Annotated in this window: 17 protein-coding genes; 7 read left to right on the forward strand and 10 right to left on the reverse strand. The window is 62.4% G+C overall.

Annotation, left to right across the window (positions count from 1 at the left end):
- The 7 genes from EOB59_RS35900 to EOB59_RS03090 all read left to right on the forward strand — a co-directional run.
- On the forward strand, positions 1-690 hold a 690-nt coding region (locus EOB59_RS35900), incomplete at its 5' end, for an ATP-binding cassette domain-containing protein (RefSeq protein WP_245486516.1).
- On the forward strand, positions 687-1,784 hold the full coding sequence (locus tag EOB59_RS03065) for an ABC transporter permease (RefSeq protein WP_127322563.1): 1,098 nt from the start codon (positions 687-689) through the stop codon (positions 1,782-1,784). The genes EOB59_RS35900 and EOB59_RS03065, both read left to right, overlap by 4 nt.
- A 3-nt stretch (positions 1,785-1,787) precedes the next feature.
- On the forward strand, positions 1,788-2,723 hold the full coding sequence (locus EOB59_RS03070; RefSeq protein WP_127267958.1) for an ABC transporter permease: 936 nt from the start codon (positions 1,788-1,790) through the stop codon (positions 2,721-2,723).
- Positions 2,724-2,771: 48 nt separating this feature from the next.
- Positions 2,772-3,578, forward strand: coding sequence for a 4-pyridoxolactonase (locus EOB59_RS03075; RefSeq protein ID WP_127809463.1), 807 nt, complete (start codon positions 2,772-2,774; stop codon positions 3,576-3,578).
- Positions 3,579-3,602: 24 nt separating this feature from the next.
- Positions 3,603-4,781 (forward strand): alanine--glyoxylate aminotransferase family protein, encoded by a 1,179-nt coding sequence (locus tag EOB59_RS03080; protein WP_127809464.1) that lies wholly within the window; start codon positions 3,603-3,605, stop codon positions 4,779-4,781.
- A 33-nt stretch (positions 4,782-4,814) separates the two neighbouring features.
- Complete coding sequence (locus EOB59_RS03085; protein ID WP_127326725.1) at positions 4,815-5,561, forward strand: SDR family NAD(P)-dependent oxidoreductase; 747 nt, start codon at positions 4,815-4,817, stop codon at positions 5,559-5,561.
- 123 nt (positions 5,562-5,684) lie between these two features.
- Positions 5,685-6,521 (forward strand): sulfite exporter TauE/SafE family protein, encoded by an 837-nt coding sequence (locus tag EOB59_RS03090; protein WP_128287613.1) that lies wholly within the window; start codon positions 5,685-5,687, stop codon positions 6,519-6,521.
- A 21-nt stretch (positions 6,522-6,542) separates the two neighbouring features.
- Here the strand turns inward: EOB59_RS03090 and EOB59_RS03095 are convergent, their stop codons facing one another.
- From EOB59_RS03095 to EOB59_RS03140, 10 genes are all read right to left on the reverse strand, one after another.
- Positions 6,543-7,892: an HlyD family type I secretion periplasmic adaptor subunit gene (locus EOB59_RS03095; protein ID WP_128287614.1), complete on the reverse strand. Its 1,350-nt coding sequence runs from the start codon at positions 7,890-7,892 to the stop codon at positions 6,543-6,545.
- Positions 7,889-9,655, reverse strand: coding sequence for a type I secretion system permease/ATPase (locus EOB59_RS03100; RefSeq protein ID WP_128287615.1), 1,767 nt, complete (start codon positions 9,653-9,655; stop codon positions 7,889-7,891). The genes EOB59_RS03095 and EOB59_RS03100 overlap by 4 nt, the downstream gene beginning before the upstream one ends.
- A gap of 149 nt (positions 9,656-9,804) precedes the next feature.
- A complete protein-coding gene (locus tag EOB59_RS03105) occupies positions 9,805-13,452 on the reverse strand; it encodes a DUF5801 repeats-in-toxin domain-containing protein (protein WP_128287616.1) in 3,648 nt (1,215 codons plus the stop codon).
- A gap of 316 nt (positions 13,453-13,768) precedes the next feature.
- On the reverse strand, positions 13,769-14,443 hold the full coding sequence (locus EOB59_RS03110) for a response regulator transcription factor (RefSeq protein WP_245482695.1): 675 nt from the start codon (positions 14,441-14,443) through the stop codon (positions 13,769-13,771).
- A gap of 149 nt (positions 14,444-14,592) precedes the next feature.
- Positions 14,593-14,955 (reverse strand): AraC family ligand binding domain-containing protein, encoded by a 363-nt coding sequence (locus tag EOB59_RS03115; RefSeq protein WP_164895564.1) that lies wholly within the window; start codon positions 14,953-14,955, stop codon positions 14,593-14,595.
- Between the two features lie 2 nt (positions 14,956-14,957).
- On the reverse strand, positions 14,958-16,391 hold the full coding sequence (locus tag EOB59_RS03120) for an FAD-binding oxidoreductase (protein WP_128287618.1): 1,434 nt from the start codon (positions 16,389-16,391) through the stop codon (positions 14,958-14,960).
- Positions 16,391-17,569: an amidohydrolase gene (locus EOB59_RS03125; RefSeq protein WP_128287619.1), complete on the reverse strand. Its 1,179-nt coding sequence runs from the start codon at positions 17,567-17,569 to the stop codon at positions 16,391-16,393. Before EOB59_RS03125 ends, EOB59_RS03120 begins: the two co-directional genes overlap by 1 nt.
- Positions 17,566-18,375: an ABC transporter permease gene (locus EOB59_RS03130; RefSeq protein WP_127809474.1), complete on the reverse strand. Its 810-nt coding sequence runs from the start codon at positions 18,373-18,375 to the stop codon at positions 17,566-17,568. Before EOB59_RS03130 ends, EOB59_RS03125 begins: the two co-directional genes overlap by 4 nt.
- Entirely contained in the window at positions 18,372-19,571 is a 1,200-nt protein-coding gene (locus EOB59_RS03135) for an ABC transporter permease (RefSeq protein WP_164873800.1), read from the reverse strand. Before EOB59_RS03135 ends, EOB59_RS03130 begins: the two co-directional genes overlap by 4 nt.
- Before the next feature lie 31 nt (positions 19,572-19,602).
- Positions 19,603-20,658 carry an ABC transporter substrate-binding protein gene (locus EOB59_RS03140; protein WP_128287620.1) on the reverse strand — a complete coding sequence of 352 codons (1,056 nt, stop codon included), beginning with the start codon at positions 20,656-20,658 and terminating at the stop codon, positions 19,603-19,605.
- Between the last annotated feature and the right edge of the window lie 114 nt (positions 20,659-20,772).

Here is a 20,772-nt window from a genome sequence, read left to right on the forward strand (position 1 = left end):
TCGTCGATCTCCTTCGACATCCGCCCGGGCGAGATCCTGGGCATTGCCGGCATCGACGGCAACGGCCAGAAGCAACTGGCGGAAGCGCTGGCCGGCCAGCGTACAGCTGCCGGCGGCTCGATACGGCTGGACGGCGCCGCCATCGAGACGCTGAGCGTCGGCGAGCGCCGCCGGCGCGGCCTTCGCTACCTGACCGACGACCGGCTGGGCGAGGGCACTGTCGGAACCTTCCCGGTCTCGATCAACTTCTTCCTCAAGCAGGTCGGCGCGGCCCCGTTCTGGCGCAACGGCGTCGAGCAGCGCGCGGAGATCGACAAGCGCGCCGCGCAGCTCGTGCGCGAATACGACGTGCGTACGCCGAGCCTGAAGACGCCCGTCGCGCGGCTGTCCGGCGGCAACATCCAGAAGGTGCTTCTGGCACGGGAACTGGCTGAAGGCGCCAAGGTGGTGATCTTCAACAAGCCGACCTACGGGCTCGATCTCGCCAACACTTTGGCGTCGCGCCAGCGCATCCGCGACACGGCGGCGCGTGGCCTTGCGGTGCTGCTGATCTCCACCGACCTCGAGGAATTGCTTGGTCTGTGCGACCGCATCGCCGTCATCGCCGATGGCGCTTTGGTCGGCACCGTCGAGAACGTAGACGACGCCCGCACCAAGGTCGGTCGCCTGATGATCGGACTTGCCGCATGAGCATCGACACCGCACCCACGGTCAGTGCTACCGCACTCGATGCCACGAGCGGGGCAACGACGCGTCGCGACATCGCGCATCGGTTGCTGATGACGCTCGGCCCGATCCTCGTCGCTCTCGTCATAGCCGGCTGTATCCTGCTTGCGGTCGGCGTCGACCCGCTCGCCTACTACGGCTTCGTGCTGGAGAAAGGACTGTTCTCGCCGCTCGGCATCCAGCAGACGCTGACGCGCATGGCGCCGCTGCTGTTTCTTGCCGCCGGCCTGATCGTGGCCTTTCGCGCCGGCATGTGGAATCTCGGCGGCGACGGCCAGTTCCTGCTCGGCGCGGTGACGGCGGCGGCCAGCGCTCCTATGTTCGTGCAGGTCATGCCAGCCTGGCTGGCGCTGGTCTGCTCGTTCCTCATCGCCATGGTGGTGGCGATGATCTGGTCGCTGGTGCCGGCCCTGCTGCGTGCCTATCAGGGCGTCAACGAGATCATCACCACGCTGATGATGACGTTCCTCGGCACCTCGCTCGCCAATGTGCTGGTCAAGCTGGCGTTTCGCGACCCCAACACGACCGTGCCGCAGACCCGTACGCTGCCGGTGGAAGACCGGTTGCCGCGCCTGTTCGAAACGACCATCACCAGCGGCTTGCTGCTTGGGCTGGCGGCGATCGTCATCGTGCATCTGGTGATGACGCGCACGGCGTTCGGGCTGAAGCTGAGGATCGTCGGCGCCAATCCACGCGCGGCGGTTCACTCGGGACTCGGTGTCCCCGGCCTGACCGTCGCCGTCTTCGCCATTTCGGCCGGGCTGGCCGGGCTTGCCGGCGCCGTCGACATCATCGGCGTCCAGGGCAATGTCCGCGCCGACTGGAATCCCGCCTACGGGCTTGCGGTGATACCCGCCGTGTTTCTCGCCCGCATGAACGGCTTTGCAGCCATCGGCTTCGTGTTCCTGCTTTCGGTGCTTTCGATCGGCGGTGAGAGCGCGGCGCGCCGGCTCGGCGTGCCCAATCATTTCACTCTGGTGCTGGTTTCCATCGTGCTGATCGTGCTCGCGCTCGCCGAATATTTCGATCACCGATACAACCAGTCGCGGAGGGCCTAGGGCATGACCGGGCTGTTCAGCGAAGTCTTTCTCAGCGCGCTCCTGTTCGGCGCCGTCACCGCGGCGATCCCGCTGCTGCTTGCCGGGCTCGGCGAGCAGATCTCCGAGAAGGCGGGCGTGCTCAATATCGGCATCGAAGGCATGATGCTGGCCGGCGCCTATCTCGGCTTTGTCGGCGCTTTCTATTCCGGGTCGCTGTGGCTGGGCTTTCTCACCGGTGCCGCCGGGGGTGCTGCGGTGGCGCTTGTCATGGCGCTGCTTTGCGTGCGCATCGGGCTGAACCAGATCGTCATCGGCATCGCGCTGACCTTGGGGCTCGAGGGCCTGACGGCACTGCTCCACCATTTCCAGTTCTCACGCAGCTACCCGCGCCTGCCCGCGGCGGATGCTACCGTCATCCCGCTGCTTTCGGACATCCCGGTCATCGGGCCTGCATTCTTCAAGCATCATCTGATCGTCTATCTGGCGGTCGCGCTGGTTTTCGGCATGAGCTACCTCTATCGGCGCACGCAACTCGGCCTCAATTTGCAGGCGGCAGGCGACAAGCCGGCCGCGCTCGATGTCGCCGGCATCGATGTCGTGCGGACCCGCACCATCGCCGTGTTGACGACCGGAGCGCTGGCTGGGCTCGGCGGCGCCTATCTCGCCAATGTCGGGGCTGGGCTATTCATTCCGTTCATCACCAATGGCGCGGGCTTTCTCGGCATCGTGCTGGCCATGCTGGCGCGCGGTCGCCCGATCTGGGTGCTGTTCGGTGCGTTGCTGTTCGGTGTCTGCCTGTCGCTGACGACGGCCATGCAGGTGGCCGGCATCAACATACCGACCGACATCATCCAGATGCTGCCGTTCCTGGCGGTGATGATCATGCTGGTGCTGTTCGGCCGGCGCGCGAGCCTGCCGGCGGCGCTCGGCATTCCATACGAGCGCGGCGCGCGCTGAGGACAATTCATGCGCGGATGGGACCCGCGCCAATAAAGGAGGCAAAGAATGTCGGATACCAAGGTATACCTGCTCGACGGCGGCTCGCTCGTTCTCGACGGCTATCATGTGTTCTGGAATCGCGGCCCTGGCGGCGAAGTGCGCTTCCCGGTCTATTCGATCCTGATCGAACATGCCGAGGGCCGGTTCCTCATCGACACCGGCTACGACTACGATCATGTGATGAAGGTGCTGCCATTCGAAAAGCCGATCCAGGAAAAGCACCAGACCATCCCCGGCGCCCTGGCGCTGCTCGGCCTCGAACCGAAGGACATCGACGTCGTCGTCAATTCGCATTTCCACTTCGATCATTGCGGCGGCAACAAGTATTTTCCGCATGCCAAGAAGATCTGCCACCGGACCGAGGTGCCGCAGGCGTGCAATCCCCAGCCTTTCGAACATCTCGGCTATTCCGATCTGAGTTTTTCGGCGGAGGCTGCCGAAGCGCGTGGCGCGACCGGGCAATTGCTTGCGGGAACGACACGGGCGAACTCGAGCTTCGAAGGCGTCGATGGCGACGTCGACCTTGCCAGGGGCGTCCGGCTGATCTCGACGCCCGGCCATTCGATCGGCCATTACAGCCTGCTGGTCGAGTTCCCCAAGCGCAAGCCGATCATGTTCACGATCGATGCGGCCTATACGCAGAAGAGCCTTGAAACGCTCTGCCAGGCGGCCTTCCACATCGATCCGGTGGCGGGCGTCAATTCGATGCGCAAGGTGAAGAAACTCGCCGAGGACCACGGCGCCGAGCTGATGTACTCGCACGACATGGACAACTTCAAGACCTACAGGACCGGCACGCAATTCTACGGCTGACCGCAGTCAGGAGGAGACAAGACGATGCGTTATCTCGAACATGCCGATCCGGTCATCACCCTGACCGCGGGGCCGGTGAACGCCTATGCCGAAGTGCTGCGCGGCCTCGGGCGCACGGTGCTCTACGACTACGACCCGGCGTTCCAGCTTTTCTACGAAGGTGTGGTCGACAAGGCGCAAAAGGCGATGCGGCTGTCGAACAAGCCGGTCATCCTGCATGGCGAGCCCGTGCTTGGCCTGGAGGCCGCCGCGGCCTCGCTGATCACGCCGGACGATGTCGTGCTCAACCTTGCCTCAGGCGTTTACGGCAAGGGGTTCGGCTATTGGGCGAAGCGCTATTCGCCACATCTGCTCGAGATCGAGGTGCCCTATAACGAGGCGATCGATCCGCAGGAGGTCGAGGCAATGCTGAAGGCGCATCCGGAGATCACCGTCGTTTCCGTCTGCCACCACGACACGCCGTCCGGCACCATCAATCCGATCGACGCCATCGGTGCGCTGGTTTCAGCGCATGGCGGCTATCTCATCGTCGATGCCGTCTCGTCCTTTGGCGGCATGAAGACGCATCCCGAGGATTGCAAGGCCGATATCTATGTCACCGGCCCGAACAAATGCCTGGGCGCGCCTCCCGGCCTCACGATGATGGGTGTCAGCGAGCGGGCCTGGGCCAAGATGAAGGCCAATCCCCTGGCGCCGCGCGCGTCGATGCTGAGCATCGTCGACTGGGAGCATGCGTGGTCGCGGGACAAGCCGTTTCCATTCACGCCGTCGGTTTCGGAGATCAACGGGCTCGATGTCGCGCTCGACCTCTATCTCAATGAGGGACCGGAGGCAGTGTGGGCGCGCCATGCACTCACCGCCAAGGCCATGCGCGCCGGCGTCGCAGCGATGGGCCTGTCGATCTGGGCCGCCAGCGACAGCATCGCGTCGCCGACCACGACCGCTGTCCGCACGCCCGAAGGTGTCGACGAGAAAGCGCTTCGCCAGGCCGCGCGCGCCCGTTACGGCGTCGTCTTCTCATCGGGCCGCGGCGAGACATTGGGGAAGCTGACGCGCATCGGCCACATGGGTCCGACCGCCCAGCCGATCTATGCGATCGCGGCGCTGACGGCACTGGGCGGCGCCATGAATGCGGCCGGCCAGAAACTGGCGATCGGCAGGGGCATCGACGCCGCGCTGGCCGTGATCGACGCCGACGCCTGAACAGACATCACCACGGATTGAGGGAGCATTTTCATGACTGAACGGCTTGCGGGAAAGACGGCCCTGGTTACAGGCGCCGCGCAGGGTATCGGCAGGGCGATCGCAGCGCGGCTTGCCGCCGACGGTGCGACCGTCATCGTCAGCGACATCAATGCCGAAGGCGCCGGGGCGGCGGCCGCGGCGATAGGCGGAAAGGCGAGGGCGATCGCCGCCGACATTTCCGATCCGGCATCCGTCAAGGCACTCTTCGCCGAAATCCAGGCCCTGACCGGGGGCATCGACATCCTGGTCAACAATGCCAGCATCGTGCCGTTCGTCGCCTGGGACGATGTCGATCTCGACCATTGGCGCAAGATCATCGACGTCAATTTGACCGGCACTTTTATCGTCAGCCGTGCCGGTACGGACCAGATGCGTGCGGCGGGGAAGGCCGGACGGGTAATCAGCATCGCATCCAACACCTTCTTTGCCGGCACGCCGAACATGGCTGCCTATGTCGCGGCCAAGGGTGGCGTCATCGGCTTCACCAGGGCGCTCGCCACCGAGCTTGGCAAATACAACATCACCGCCAATGCGGTGACGCCCGGCCTGATCGAGAGCGACGGCGTCAAGGCGAGCCCGCACAACGAGGCGTTCGGCTTCGTCGAGATGCTTCAGGCGATGAAAGGCAAAGGGCAGCCGGAACATATCGCCGACGTGGTTTCGTTTCTGGCCTCCGACGATGCGCGCTGGATCACTGGCCAGACGCTCAATGTCGACGCCGGGATGGTGCGCCACTAGCCAAAGCGCATCCCAAAAACGCTACGACCCTTCCGGGCGACCTGCATTTTGGGTCGCAACAGCGGATGAGCGCGGCCGTGTCCGCAAGGCCGTGCCGCAAATGGCCATCAAGGAAAAATCATAGTGGACTTCGGATTCGACACGTCGGTTTTCGACGGGCTGACGATTGCAATGCTGATCGCCGGCCTAGCCATGACCGGAATTGCCTCCGGCGTGCTCGCCGGTCTGCTGGGAGTCGGAGGCGGCATCGTCATCGTTCCGGTGCTGTTCTGGGTGCTTAGCCTGTTCCACTTTTCGCCTGCTGTGATCAGCCATCTGGCGGTCGCGACATCGCTTGCGGTCATTATCCCCACCTCGATCTCGTCGATGCGGTCACACAACAGGCGCGGCAATGTCGACCGGGCACTGCTCAATCTGTGGGGACCGGCGATTTTCGTCAGTGCGCTGATCGGCGGCATCATGTCGAAATTCATCCCGGGCGCCGGCTTGCGGCTGGTCTTCGGCGTCGTCGGCCTGCTGGTGGCCGTCAACATGGCGTTGCCGAAGCACCTCGTGATCTCCGATCACCTGCCGAAAAGCGGCTGGATCAACCGTGCGATAGCTGCTGTGATCGGCTTTGTCTCTTCGCTCATGGGAATTGGTGGCGGCACACTGTCGGTGCCGACGCTTTCCAGCTTCTCCTTTCCGGTGCACCGGGCCGTCGGCACATCGTCGGCGCTTGGCCTGCTTATCGCGCTTCCAGCGGTGGCCGGCTTCATCTGGTCGGGTCTCGCAATTGCAGGCAGGCCTCCGCTCAGCCTGGGTTACGTCAGCCTGCCGGCGGTTGCCATCATAGCGCCCGTGAGCTTTCTGTTCGCACCTCTGGGCGCAAGGCTCGCCCACGCGCTCAACCCGCGCTACCTGAAACTTGCCTTTGCGTTCTTCCTGGCGATCACGGCCGGGCGAATGCTGCTTTCCTGAATCCGGTTCAGCGGCCTACCGCTATTTTTCCCGCATGGCCCGGCGGAAGTTCTGCGTGATCGGCTCGGCGAGATAAGAGAGAACGGTGCGAGCCCCCGTCCGGATCATCGTCTCGCTCGACATGCCGGGCAGCAGCTTGCGACCCTCCAGCTTGCCGAGTTCGCTTTTGTCGATCACAACCGTCGCGGCGAAATACGGTGCGCCGCTGCGTTCCTCAACCATGCGGTCAGCCGACACGATCTCCACGACACCCTCGAGCGGCGGCAGGTTGTAGCGGGCGAAGGCCGGGAAGCTGACGCGCGCGGGCTGTCCGGGTGCGATCGTCTCGACATCCTCCGGCTTGACCATAGCCTCGACCACGAGTTGTTGTCCGAGCGGTACGATCGTCATCAATGTCTCACCGGGTTTCACGACACCGCCCGCCGTGTGGACCTTCAGCTCCATGACGATGCCGTCAACGGGCGCGACGACGTTGGTACGGCTAAGCACGTCCCTGGCGGAACGCTCCTGCTGTCCGAGGTCAAACAACTCCGCCTCGACCTTGCTCAACTCGTCGACGGCCTCGTTCAGACGCACTGTGTTGAGGTTCAGGATCTGCATGTCGATCTCGGCCATTGCGCTTCCGGCACGGGCGATTGTCGCGACATTGGTGGCGCGCTCGCCCTCGATCTCCCGCTGTTGGCGTCTGAGCAACAGGTTCCGTTCGCGGGTGGTCAGCCCTTTCTTGAGCAGCCCCTCAAGGTCTTTGCTTTCACCCTCGATTGCCTCGATCTGTTTGTCTTCGGTGACGATAAGCTGCTCCAGTCCCGTTATCTCTTCCTCGACCTGGTGACGGCGCTGACCGAGAATTTCCTGCTCGTCCTTCAGATTGTGGTGCTTCGCTGTAAACACGTCACGCTGTGCTGCCACCGCGTCCTTCACGGCGATCGCGGGGTTTGCGAGCAACGCCGGATTGAACTCGATCTCGGTCTTGCCGTCACGCTCGGTCCTGAGACGCGCGGCCAGCGCCTCACGCGTTGCTATCCGGTTCTGGATCAGGTCGAGCTGCGCCTTTGCCTGTGTGTCGTCGAGCCGGATGAGGACCTTGCCCGCCTTGACGATATCCCCGTTGGCGGCGTTCAACTCCGCGATGATGCCGCCCTCGAGGTGCTGGATGAGCTTGCGGTCGCCGGCGACCTTGATCACGCCCGGCGCCACCGCGGCGCTGTCCAGCGGCGCCAGGGCCGCCCATCCCCCGGCCACGCCGAAGAACAGGAACATGATCGCGAATCCGGTGCAGGTTACGCCGGTGAGACGGAGGGGTTGCGGCTCCAGGAGAGAGGGCGGCGCGAGGGGCAGCGGCACGACCTTCAATTCGGGGGGGCGGCTCATGCTTCCTTGACCTCTTTGATTTCCTTCACCACTTCAAGGGCTGGCAACTGGGCCACCTTGGGCAGATGGGCCACCTTGCCGACACGGCTGGCGAGTTCGTTGAAGACATGATCGCGCGGCCCGAAGAGATCTTGAGCGCCGTGATTGAGGACCAACACCTTGTCGACTTTGTCCAGGATGCTTGGCCGGTGCGAGATCAGGATCAGGGTCGTACCTGCCTCCTTGAGCCCACCGATGACCGTGGCGAGCGCCTGCTCGCCCTCGTGGTCGAGATTGGAGTTAGGCTCGTCAAGGATAAGGAACGCCGGGTCGCCGTAAAGCGCCCGCGCCAGTCCGATGCGCTGGCGTTGCCCTCCGGACAGTGCCGCGCCACCTTGGCCGATCTCGGTGGCGTAGCCCTTCGGCAGCCCCTTGATCAGTTCATGGACTCCCGCCAATTGCGCGGCCTTGACCACGTTGTTGAAAGTTGCGGGATTGAGCGACGCAAAACGGGCGATATTCTCGGAGACGGTGCCGGCGAAGAGCTCGATGTCCTGCGGCAGGTAGCCGACATGTCGACCCCGGTCCTCGGCCGCCCATTCGACAACGTTCATTCCGTCAAGCAACGCGCGGCCACCGGTCGGCCGCCAAGTGCCGGCCAACACGCGCGCAAGGCTCGTCTTACCGGCTGCGCTCGGGCCGACCAGCGCCATCGCTTCACCGGGCTTGAGCTGGAAGCTGATTCCTCGCAGGATTGGTTCGCCGCCCTGTCTGGCGAGCATAATATTCTCGGCCACAAACTTGCCTTTCGGGCGCGGCAGTGGCAGGGCCGGCGTGGCCTCCGGTCGCTGACCGGCCATTGCAACCAGGCGCTTGTAAGCAGCCCGTGCCCCAATCGTCGCCTTCCATGTACCGATCGCTTGCTCGACCGGGGCCAAGGCGCGGCCCATCAGGATCGAGGCGGCGATCATGATGCCGGGCGAAGCCTCGTTCTTCAGGACCAGATAGGCGCCGAGGCCGAGCACTGCCATCTGCAGGGCCAGCCGGAAGGAGCGCGCGAGGGCCGAGATGACGCTGGATCGGTTACTGGCGCGAGATTGCGCATCATTTGCCTCGTCCTGTTGCGCCTTCCAGCTCTCAAGCAGGGGATTCAACATGCCCATGGCCTGGACGACTTCCGCGTTGCGGATCGTTTGCTCGGCCTGCATGTAGGCTCGCGTCTGGGCGATCGCGGCTTCCGCCAGTGGCTTGCGGGTCAGGTACTCGGTAAGCAACGCCAATGCGAACAGCGCGATACCGCCGCAGGTCGCCAGCCAGCCGAGCCAAGGGTGCATGAGGAAGATAGCGCCCAGGAAGATCGGCGCCCAAGGCGCGTCGAGGATCGGGTAGATACTCGGGCTGGTAAAAAAATTCCGCACCTGGTCGAGGTCACGCAGCGCCCGGGCGTTGATCTGACCGGGCGCCGAGGCGGCGTGTTCGACCGATACGGTCAGGAGAACCGGCGCCAATCGCGCGTTCAGCCACATGCCGACTTTAGCCAGAAGACGCGCGCGCACAACCTCCAGCGCTGCCATTGTGCCAAGCGCCGCCGCCGCCATCAACGACAGCATCATCAGCGTTTCCAAACTGTGGCTGCCCAACACGCGGTGATAGACCTGCAGCATGTAGAAGGCGCCGGTCAGCATCAATATGTTGATGCCGGCGCTGAACCAGATAAGTGGTCTGACAGCGCGCTTGGCCTCTTTCATCACCGCTTGCAGGGCAGAGGGATGCGGGTTTTTCATCGTTAATTATCCCTGGTGTGCGGTTATGTTGGTATATTGGTAAGCAGGTGATCATGTAAAAAGACCGGCCCCCGGCGGGTTAAGAGGGGGCCCGGTCAATCAATCTTGTCCTGTAAAGGGGCAGCGTTTAACTGCCCCTCTGGGCAAGTTTAGGCGACCACGTCCACTAGAATGTGGGCCGCCGGGGTCGGCGTTACGTCGCCGTCCGCGTCGGCAAGCTGAACGGCAAAGTCAAGGCTGGCGTTCAACGTACCGGAAGTGCTTTGCACAAACCCGATGTCCACGATCTTGAGGACGTCGTTGTCGGTCAGGTCGAGATTTTGCTGGGCACCCGCCAAGCTACCGCCGCCCGCGCCGGTCGTATTGACAAAGTTGATACCCGTGCCGGTCAGACCGTTCGCGGACTGCATGATCTGCACGCCCTGAATAAGGACGTTAGCATTGGTAGTGTAGTCGTTCTGCTCGATAATGATCAACGCGTCGTTGTTGGAACCCGAATACCCTGACAGGGAGAACTCGGCATCGTACGGGGCGGGTACAACAGCACCGCCCTTGAGGAAGTCCGAGTTCTGGATATTCAAGGCGACGGTAGTCTCGGTGTCGTCCGACGTGGAGGCCGTGCCCTTGGTGTCGACCAAGTCAAGGATCAAGACGAGGTCCTCGGCATTGCCGATGCCGTCGAACTTCAGCACGATACCGCTAGCTGTCGTTGTCGGCTCGGTCCGTTCGTGTTGGATGCCCGGTGTGACGGGATCAACATCGACGCCGGGGTTCGGGTCGTTGAGCACTGCCGGCTCTTTGAAGAACCGTATCGTCAACAGTTCGCCCTTCTGGATCGTATCACCGGCGACACCATTCTCGCCTTGGGTTGCAGAAACCCAAGTCGTGACGGCACTGGCGGCCATGTCGTGGTTGGCGCCGTCAAACGCGATGTCAGCGGTAGACCCTTCGCCGTTCTGCGAGAAGCTAAACGGCGAATTATTGGCCGTGAACTGCACGAGGAACGGGTTTGGATCACCATTCGGCGTCAACTGCGCCACGACGACTTCCGGGTGGCCCGAATTAGTGTTCGGGTTCCGAGCGAAGTCCTGACTGGTGTGGACGACATCAAAGGCGAACCCATCGATAACGTCGTTCAGGGCAATCGAGTAGGTGTCGTTGACCTTGTCAAAGATCAGCTGACCACCCGCCGTCGCGTCCTGAATACCAGCCGTGATCGGGTCCTTGTCGTAGTGGAACGTGAAGTTGAACGTCGCAGAGTTGGCGTCCTCCGACACGAGCGTAGCGTATGCCGGTGCGGCAGGCGCATTGTTAACGTTCGCAAAGATCGCGGTGCCGTTAGACCCCGTGATCGGCGGTGTCGCGCTACCGACAAAACCGGAGAGAGCAAGCTGCACCCCAGCCACGTTAAGATTACCGTCCACGAAGTCCGACTTGTCGTCGGAGTTGCCGGCGATGTTATCGGCACCGTCATAGTCCGGAATGTCGTTACCGATACTGTACCCGAAGACACCGGTAGCTGCGAGGGCCGGCGGGGACACCACGTTGTGCAACGTCTCGCGCTGGATGCCTGATGCCGGGTCACCGTCGAACGGTGCCGTGATCGTCGGGCCGTCGTCCGTGAAGGTAAGGTTCTGGCCGATGTTGACAAAAGCCGATGCCTGGTCGCCGTCCTTGTCGGTTATGGTGGCGGTGAGCTTGATAAGGTTGTCGGCGGTCAACGTTTCCGTATCGTTGGGTCCGCTGTTGGGATCGTGTATAATCGCCCGATCCTGGTTGAGCGTCACAACACCAAAGGCGTCCACGCTGGCCGTGAAGACCAGAAGATTACCGACTGCGGTGCGACCCTCGACAGCCCCACCGCTTACCGTCAAGTTGACAGCCTCACCGGAAAGTGTATCGACAAGACCGCTGTTGGCACCCGACACGCTCACACTGAGCGCGTAAGTTGTGGTCCCGGCCCCGTCAGCGCCGTAGAGACCCGTGAAGTTCGACGAGTAGTCGGCGGTCGAGTTGCCCGCGAGATTGGTCTCATCAACCGTGGCGCTGGCCTCTGCGCCCCCTGCGTTGATGCTCGGGCCGTCGTCCTTGAAGATGAGGTTCTGACCAATGTCCAGGGTGGCCGATTGATGGTCGCCGTCCTTGTCGGTGACGGTTGCGGTGAGCTTGACTAGGTTGTCGGCGGCCAGGGTTGTGCTCTCGTCGGGGTCGGCGGTCGGATGCACCACCGCCCGTATCTGGTCGAGCGTCACGCTGCCGGTACCGCTGACAGCGACCGTGAAGACGAGGTCGTTGCTGGTAACGGTGCGACCTTCGATGACGCCGCCATTGAGCGAGAGGACAACCGCTTGTCCGGTTAGGGTATCTACGATGCCAGTTACGCCTGCCGTGAAGCCGAGCGCGTAGGTCACCGTGCCGGCGCCGTCGGAGCCGAAAGCCGAGCTGAAGTTGACCGCAAAGCTCTGCACGTCGTTGGTCCCCAGCACCGTCTCGTCTACAGTCAGTGTAGGCTCCGTGCCGGTCGATGAAATGCTAGGCCCGTCGTCATCGAAGTTGATGAAGGAGCCGACCTCTTCGTTGTAGGCGTTGGCTACGTTGCCAGCAAAGTGGACTTCCTTGACATCGAAATAGTCTTTGTCGGTGTCGATATTCTTGATGGTGAAGCGATCAAAGGTTCCGCCAACCCCACCCGCGGTCGTGAAATCGACCGTCACGCCCTCGCCGACATCCTGTAGGATCGCTCCAGTGCTGGTAAGATCGACCGTGATGCCGAGTTGTGCGGCAGTCATCGTGACGCCGTTCAGTTTGAACGTCACGCCGGTGATATTGATCTCCGTACCGAGAGCATCACTGGGGAACGCGGCGCCCTCTTCGTTCCCGGCTTCGTTATAGGCGTGAATCTCGATGTCAGCCTTGGTATTGGTCGGCGTGGATTGCGAAATCGAAAAACCCGCACCGGAGACGGTCTCGATGTGGGTGTTGTAGTCAGGCGCCACGGTTGGCGTGTCGGTAAACGTCTTCCCCGCGCTCTGGGTGCCGCCATTGATCAGGTCGATCTGAAGTTCACGGCCAAAACGCACGTCTTGGGATGAGACACCCAGGCCTTGCGTGCTGACGTTGACTTCGGCCTGTACGCCATTGTCATGAGCCGTGACTAGGATCTTCTGCGGGCTCGCCGTATCGGCGTCGAGGATATACCATTTGTTGTGTCCGGGAGGGGCGTCACCAAGCGAGCTGAAATTGAGCACCGTGGTCCCGGTGACCGAGGCGAAAACCTTATTGGTCAGATCAATTTGGTCATCCGGGTTAGCCGCATTCGGATGCAACAACGACACGTACTGGACCAGGTAAAGGTCGGCAGTGGTGGCGCTTGTGGAATTCAGCCCGAACGAGAGGGCGAGAGGCCCGGTTGCAGCCGGTGCGGCGGACGGGTCAGAGGTACCAATGACGCCAATTACGACGTTTGGATGCGTTGGGTCCTGAAACAGCCACACATAGCTGCCATCAACTGTCTTGATAAAGCTGTTTACGCCAACGGTAGTGGAAAAAGCCGTGCCGGAGGAGTTCTGGGCCAGAATGATTGAGGTGATGGTTTCCCCTGCGTTCGCCGAGGCCACCACGAAGTTGGCCTGGAAGGCGACTTCCGGTGAGGTCAGTCCGCCCGCGCCGTCGAGGCCCAGGAGATATGTGAGCGTGGCGTTGGTGCTGTGCGGCGGAAGGGAGGAGTCAACATCATCGTCCTGAGGACCGGTGGTCTCGTCGATGATGATGTCTTGAGCTACGATGTCGAGTGCCATGGAGATTCTCCTTGGTTCAAAATGCTTTCTGGAAAAGGGATGCAGCCCCCAATGCCGGAAATGCACCTACCCCGGTGCAGCCGGTCGCATACTGAAATGCGCCCCTCCAATTTCATTGTGCCGCCGGCGCAGAGGGCGCGTCCATTCCCGGTTGGATAGTATTGCGGTCAATGTCCGCACCTGATCGAACGATATATATCCTTCGATAGATCAGGTTGGCGGGCGCTGCGGGAGGTCGCGCAGGCACGCGCCAGACGCCGTCAGACGGCTCTCCGGCCGTTGCCGTGCGTACAATGTCGGTGCGAGTGGAGAGTGTTCAGAGCAGGCCGGTTCGACCCATTCCCGGACGCTCGGCGGCTTTGCCGTGCGTCATCCAGGCCAGTTCCGCCCGGCCGCCGAGGTGCAACTTCTCGTAGACGTGATGCAGGTGCATCTTCACCGTGCCTTCGGATAAATGCAGCCGCTGCGCGATGGTTTTGTTGCGCAGCCCGCGCGAGACGAGATCGGCGATTTCGGTCTCCCGCCCGGTCAGCCTGGACATTGGCTGCGGCTGCGAGCCGGGCATCAGCAGCTGCTGGACGATCTTGTTGTCGATCCACTTCTTGCCCGCCGCCACCGCATTCACGCATTCGATGAGAAAGCGGTGGCTGATGCCGTCCAGAAACAGGCCATCGACGTCGAGCGTCTGTATTTCCCTGACATCGAGCCCGCCGGTTGGCTGCACGATGAAGATGATGCCGAGAGCGCTGCTGCAGGCCTTCAGCCGTGAGGAAAGACCTGATGTCTGCTGGTCCGCGAGATCCACGCCCACGATGACCATATCAGGCCGATGGCGCTCCACATGAGCGAGAACGTCCACAGGGCGGCGGCACTGGGCGACAACATCGTGTCCAGCCTTCTGCAACACCCATTCCAGACCAGCGAGATACACCCCCCGCGGGTCCGCGACAACTAACGTTGACATGCGAACACCGTCCGTAAAAAAACGCAACGAACTTGGTTAAACACCCGTTAAATCAGGAAACCAGAGCCTAGCCCTATTGTCAAGTAATAGCTAATATACATGTTGCTATAATAACGACCCGGGGCCGCGGGGCGGAACTGCGCCGTGAAAGGCCAACCTATGATATGCCTGTCACTTCAAGGTTCTAACGTCCCTTGCCGCGCGGCCCAGTCGTACGGGTACAGGCAGTAAAAATAGCCGGTGCGTTCGGTTGCGATGTATTTCAGATGCGTGCCATTGGGCAGCCAGACGATGTCGCCAGGGCGGCATTCGTGGCGGCCGTCATCCAGTTCGATCGTCAGCGTGCCTTCATGGATGAACAGCACCTCGTCATAGGTCACGGTCCAGTCGATCGAGGCGTTCTCCAGATACTCGATGCCACCGCCCATGGTCCGGCTGATCTCGGCATTGATCACGCGCGCGATCGACGACATTCCGGTCGGCGTGACTGATGGCTTCAGAGTCAACTCGCTGTGCTTGAAAATCCTGGCCTTGGACATTGTCATCCTTTCTTTGCGCGAAGATTGGCTTTGGAGGGAGTGACGCCGGACGGAGCCAGCCCGGCGAGCCATCTCGTCACCGGATCCAGCTTGCGCCCGGCATGTTCGAGATCGTCGCGCCGACGCACCGCGCCACGGACGAAATGCGCACCGACGAAGCGAAAGGGTTCGGGCGGGAAACCGCGCGCCACCGGACGCACCAGCGCCGAATGCGTCAGTTCCGATTCGCCGTCAGTCAGCAGGCCGGTGAGGATCTCGCCGCCGATATAAGCCATTGTCGTGCCATTGCCGGAAAAGCCGTAGCCGTAGACGACATCGCGATTAGCGGGCAAAGCGCCGAACAGCGGCACGCCGCTGACCGTCCGGTCGATCGGGCCGTTCCACGATGTTTCGAGCGGGAAATCGGCGAGCGCCGGGTGGCCATCCCGCAGCACGCGACGCATTTCAGCGACCCGTGGCGACAGGCCATGGAAACGCTGGTCGACGATGCCGCCGAAGCCAATGACGCCACCGCTGACGCCGACGGACAGCCGACCATCGCGCGTCGGAGACCAACCGCCAACGAAGACGCGGGAATCGATCATCAGCGGCGCCCGGCGGTAGCCGACCTTGTCGAGAAGGTCTGGAATGGGCTGTGACATGGCGTCGTCGCTGGAGATGTTGAAGATCGCAGGGGCCAGTTCCGGAATCGCGCCGGACCAGGCATTCATGGCAAGCACGACCTTGCCGCAGGACACAGTTCCTTTCGCCGTTTCCACCGTGAGCTTGCCACGTCGTGAAAACCGCTTCATCGGCGACTTTTCATAGATCCGAACGCCGCGGTTCAGCGCTGCACGACGCAGGCCGCGCACCAGGAACCCTGGATGCACAGTTGCCGACGAAGCGTCGAACGCACCGCCAAGGTGGCTCGTCGTACCGGCCATCGCCGCGATCTCCGGGCGCGAAACTCGCCGCGCCGGGACGTAGCCGTGCGCTGCCAGCTTGTTTAACGCGTCGTCCCAGGCGCCAAGCTGTGCTTCGCACGTAGCGCCCCAGATCCAGCCGATGCGATCGAACCAGGCGTCGATTGCCTCGGCCTTGCAGAAAGCCTCGATGCCGCCGATCGCGGCTTCGGATGCCTTGATGATCGAAAGCGCGTCGTTTCCGTCGCGCAGCGCGGCAAGCGCGCTGTATTTGGTCCATGCCGAAAGCACCATTCCGGAATTGCGGCCGCTCGGACCACCACCACAGATGTCGCGCTCTACAATGACAACATCGAAGCCTGGATTGTGCTGCTTGAGGCGAATGGCGGTCCACAGTCCGAGATACCCGCCGCCGACGATGCAGATGTCGGCCTGCGTTGTCTCTTCGAGCGGAGGCGCAAGGTCCGGGTCCTCGGGCAATGCCTGCCGCAGCCAATGGCTCCGCCAGCGGATGTCTTTTTCCGGCAACTGCATCACGATGCGCCTGCCGCGGACAGGCGGCGCTCCACCAGCCTGACCCAAAGACTGGCGCCCATCGGCAGGATAGCGTCGTTGAAATCGTAATTGGTGTCGTGCGCGGCGGCCTGGTGCGCGTCGTCCGCCTGGCCAAGCAAGAAATAGCAGCCCGGCCGCTGTTCCAACATGTAGCAGAAATCTTCAGAACCCATCTCGGGAGGCGGATCGACGACGAGACGTTCCGAGCCCATCACCTCGTTCGCAATCGCGATCATCGCGTCGGCTTGCGCCGGAGTGTTGATCGTCGGCGCGAAGGGCGTTTCGTAGCGAATATCGACACTGGCCCCAAAAGCTTCAGCCTCGTTTTTCGCGATGCGGCGGATTGCCATCTCCAGCGTCTTTTGAACCTGATGGTCGAAGGTGCGCACGGTGCCGGTCAGAAACGCCGCATCGGGGATGGTGTTGAAGGCTTCGCCGGCGCGCAGGCTGCCAACGGTGACGATTGCCGGAGAGTGCACATCGGTCAGGCGTCCGGGCAGGGCTTCTATCGCCAGCAGGATGCGCGCGGCGACGGGGAGTGGATTGATCGCAAGATGCGGCATCGCCGCATGGCCGCCCCTTCCATGCACGACGATCTCGAAGCGATCGGCCGCCGCTGCCACCGTCTCGTGGTGGACGGCGATCTCGCCCAGCGGCCGTTCGCAATTGTGCAGCGCGTAGACTTCATCGCAGGGGAAACGCTCGAAAAGGCCATCATTCAGCATGGCGAGTGCCCCACCTCGGCCCTCCTCGGCCGGCTGGAAAATGAAATGCACGGTGCCGGCGAAGTCGGGCGAGCGGGCAAGCGCCGAGGCTGCGCCGAGCAGCATCGTCGTGTGACCGTCATGGCCGCAGCCATGCATCCTCCCGGGAATGCGGGACGCATGCGGCAGCGCCCGCGCCTCGGTCATCGGCAGGGCGTCCATGTCGGCTCGGATGCCAAGCCCGCGACCAGCGCCGAGCCTGCCCCTGAGCGTGCCGACGACACCTGTCCGTCCGACGCCTTCGGTCGTCTCGATGCCCCACGAGCGCAGTTTGTCCGCCACGAAACGCGCCGTCTCGAACTCTTCGAAGCCGAGTTCTGGATTGGCATGCAGATGCCGCCGCCAGGCCTTCATCTCGGTCTCCAACTGCTGCACCGATGGAACCAGTCTCATGCCGATGCCCTTGCGCGGAGAGTTTGCGAGCGGCCCTGAAGGATGGCGATGACACCAAGCAGGGTCGCAGAGAATGCGATCAGCAGCACAGCGACGGCCGCGATGGCAGGGCTGATGGATTCGCGAACCCCGGAGAAGATCATGCGAGGCAAGGTTCGCTCGGCGCCTGTCGAGAGGAAACTTGCGACGACGACTTCGTCGAAAGAGATGATGAAGGCGATGATGGCCCCTGTAATGACGCCCGGCGCTATCAGCGGCAGCACTACCTTGAAGAATGTGCGGATGGTGCCGGCGCCGAGCGATGCGGCCGCGCGAACCAATGTCCGGTCGAAGGTCGAAAGGCTGGCGACGGCAGTCGTCAGCATCACAGGCACGGCCATCGCCGTATGCACCAGAATGATGGATAGCTTGTTGCCTACGAGTCCCAGTGTGGCGAAGAATGAAAAAGCCGCGACGCCGACGATGACAACCGGCGTCACTAAGGGCGCGGCGATGATCGCGTAGAGAATCCGTTTGCCGGCAAAATCGCCCCAGGCGAGTCCGATCGCCGCAGGTATGCCGAGCAGCAACGCCAGAACCGTGGTGGACAGCCCGATGACGACCGAGTTCCACAGTGCGTTCGGCCAACGCTGGTCGACCCACAGTTCGGCATACCAGCGCAGCGACCAGCCCGGCGTCGGAAATGCCAGCGAATTGCTCGAGGTCAGCGACATAGGGATCACGATCAGCAGGGGCAGGATGATGAACGCCAGCAACGTCGCCGCATAGGCATACATCAGCCACTTCCGGAAGCGGTCGGCGCTCATGCGACATGCGCCTTGCGGCGGAAGAGGACGGACGCCGTCCAGAACAGCAACGCAAACAACACGAGGATCATCAGCAGTTGCAGCGAAAGCGCTGCACCCATGCCCCAGTTCAGTGTGCTGTTCGTGTAGAAAGCTATGTAGCTGGAGATCATCTGGTCGGTCGGCCCGCCGACAAGCGTCGGGGTGATGTAGTAGCCAAGTGCGAAGACAAAAACGATCGCCCCGCCGGACAGGATCCCTGGCAGGATCAACGGTAACTGCACGCGGCGCCACGCCGTGAGCCACGGCGCACCCAGCGACAGTGCCGCGCGCATGTAGGTGGTCGGAACCCGCCGCATGACAGCGACGACGGAGAGCACCATCATAGGCAGCAGAACCTGAACCATCGCCAAATAGAGCGAAAAGCGGGTGTAGATGAGGTCGAGGGGTTCGCTGACGATACCCAATCCGAGCAGAGTGGAATTCACGGGGCCGTTCTTCTGCAGCACGATGATCCAGATGACGGTGCGCACCAGCAGCGACGTCCAGAGCGGAAACAGGATCAACGCGAACATCAGCTTCGACCACGCCGGGGGCGCGCTGACAATTGCCTGCGCCAGCGGCACGGCGAGCACCGCGCAGATGACGGTCACCACGATGCTGATCCAGATCGTACGCAGCAGCGCGTCGACGAAGATGGCGCGGTCGGCGGAAACGGCTTCGATCGAATTGTCCGCGCCTCGCTTCAGGTCCAGGCTCGCCAACAGATAATAGTCCGTTCGCGCGCTTTGCTGGCGCGCTATGACCTGCCAGAGATCGATGTTTTTCCAGCCGGCCTGTTTGGAGAGCACCTCGTCGCGCACGGGACGCATAGTGAGTTTGCCGTCGGCCGCATCCTTTGCCGTCTTGATGACGAGGAAACGGCTGCCGACGACGCGCTGGTTCACGAGTTGCGCCAGGACGCCTTCCTTCCCGGCGCGCCGCGCGTCGGCCAAATCCTCGACGAGTGCTGCAAAGACGGGTTCGCCAGGCAGGCCGCTATCCGCATTCCAGCCCGCCAGAGCGGCAATTGTGCGCGGCAGGTTGTTCGAGAAATCCGAGTTGTCGACGGCCAGAGCGAGGAAGCGCGCTACCGGCCACAGAAACAGAATGACGACGAACAGAATAAGCGGGGCCGTCAACAGGGCGAGCATGCCGCCCCGTTGGCGCCGCTTCATAGCCGGCTTTGTCCCGACCAACATGCCTGGGTTACTTCGCGAGCCAGGCCTTGAAGCGTTCTTCCAGTGCTTCCTTGTGCTCGGTCCAGAAGTCGTTGTCATAGGAGGCGCCGTACTGAAGGTGCTCCGGCGACGTCGGCAGGTTGGCCTTCCAATCCGCGGGAATGAGGTCGGCGGCTTCCTTGCGGCCGGTGCCATAGGCATAGAGTTTCGAGAAGCCGGCCTGGTTTTCAGGGATGGAGAACCACTTGAGGAGATCCAGCCCGGCCTGCTGGTGCGGCGCGCCCTTCACCACCGCCCAGTAGTCGGTGCCATAGAAGAAGCCAGCGTCCCATGCGATCGCATAGGGCTTCTTCTCGTTGATGGCTTCGTTGGTGATGCGCGCATTGAATCCGTCGCTGAGCGTGACTTCGCCGCTGTCGAGGTTCTGGATGCCCTGCGTTGTGGTGGACCACCAGACGACGTTCGGCTTGATCTTGTCGAGCATGGCGAAAGCCCGATCGACACCTTCCGGCGTGGCCAGCACCTTGTACATGTCCTCGCGCTTAACGCCGTCGGCCATCAGCGCATTTTCCAGCGTGAACTGTGCCTGCTGGTAAAGCCCGCGCTTTCCCGGAAATTTCTCGACGTTCCAGAAGTCCGCCCAGCTCTTCGGCGCGGCGTCACCTTTGTAGACCTTCGTGTTGTAGGCAAGGACCGTAGCCCAGGTGTCGGATGCGACGCCGCATTCGTGCAGGGTGCCTGGGAGATAATTCGCCGCGTCGCCGGTGATCTCGGGCGTCAGCGGGACGAACAGGCCTTCGGCGCAGCCGACTTCCATGGCGGGCGCTTCGACCGAGACGACGTCATAAGTGATGTTGCCTGCCTGCACCTGGGCACGCACCTTGGCGACCTCGCCGCCCCACTCTTCCATGACGATCGGGACCCCCGTCTGTTCGGTGTACTTGTCCCAGACTCCATCCTTGTAGGCCTTGTCCCATGTACCACCCCAGCCAACCACCGTGACGGGGTCGGCCGCGGACGCGGCCAAAGTCGAGGTCGCGAGGCAGATCGCGGCGGCAGATACGGCTTGCAGATAAGTCCTCATTGCAGTTCCCCTTTCTTATCGTTGTAGATTTGATCAAATTTCAAACGCAAAATGGATTGATTAGCAACAGGAATTTGCGATAGGGTGCAAAAAAGTTGAAAAGACGAGGGGATT

This window comes from Mesorhizobium sp. M7A.F.Ca.MR.176.00.0.0, assembly GCF_004023165.1.
In the GTDB taxonomy this organism is placed as follows: Bacteria; Pseudomonadota; Alphaproteobacteria; order Rhizobiales; family Rhizobiaceae; genus Mesorhizobium.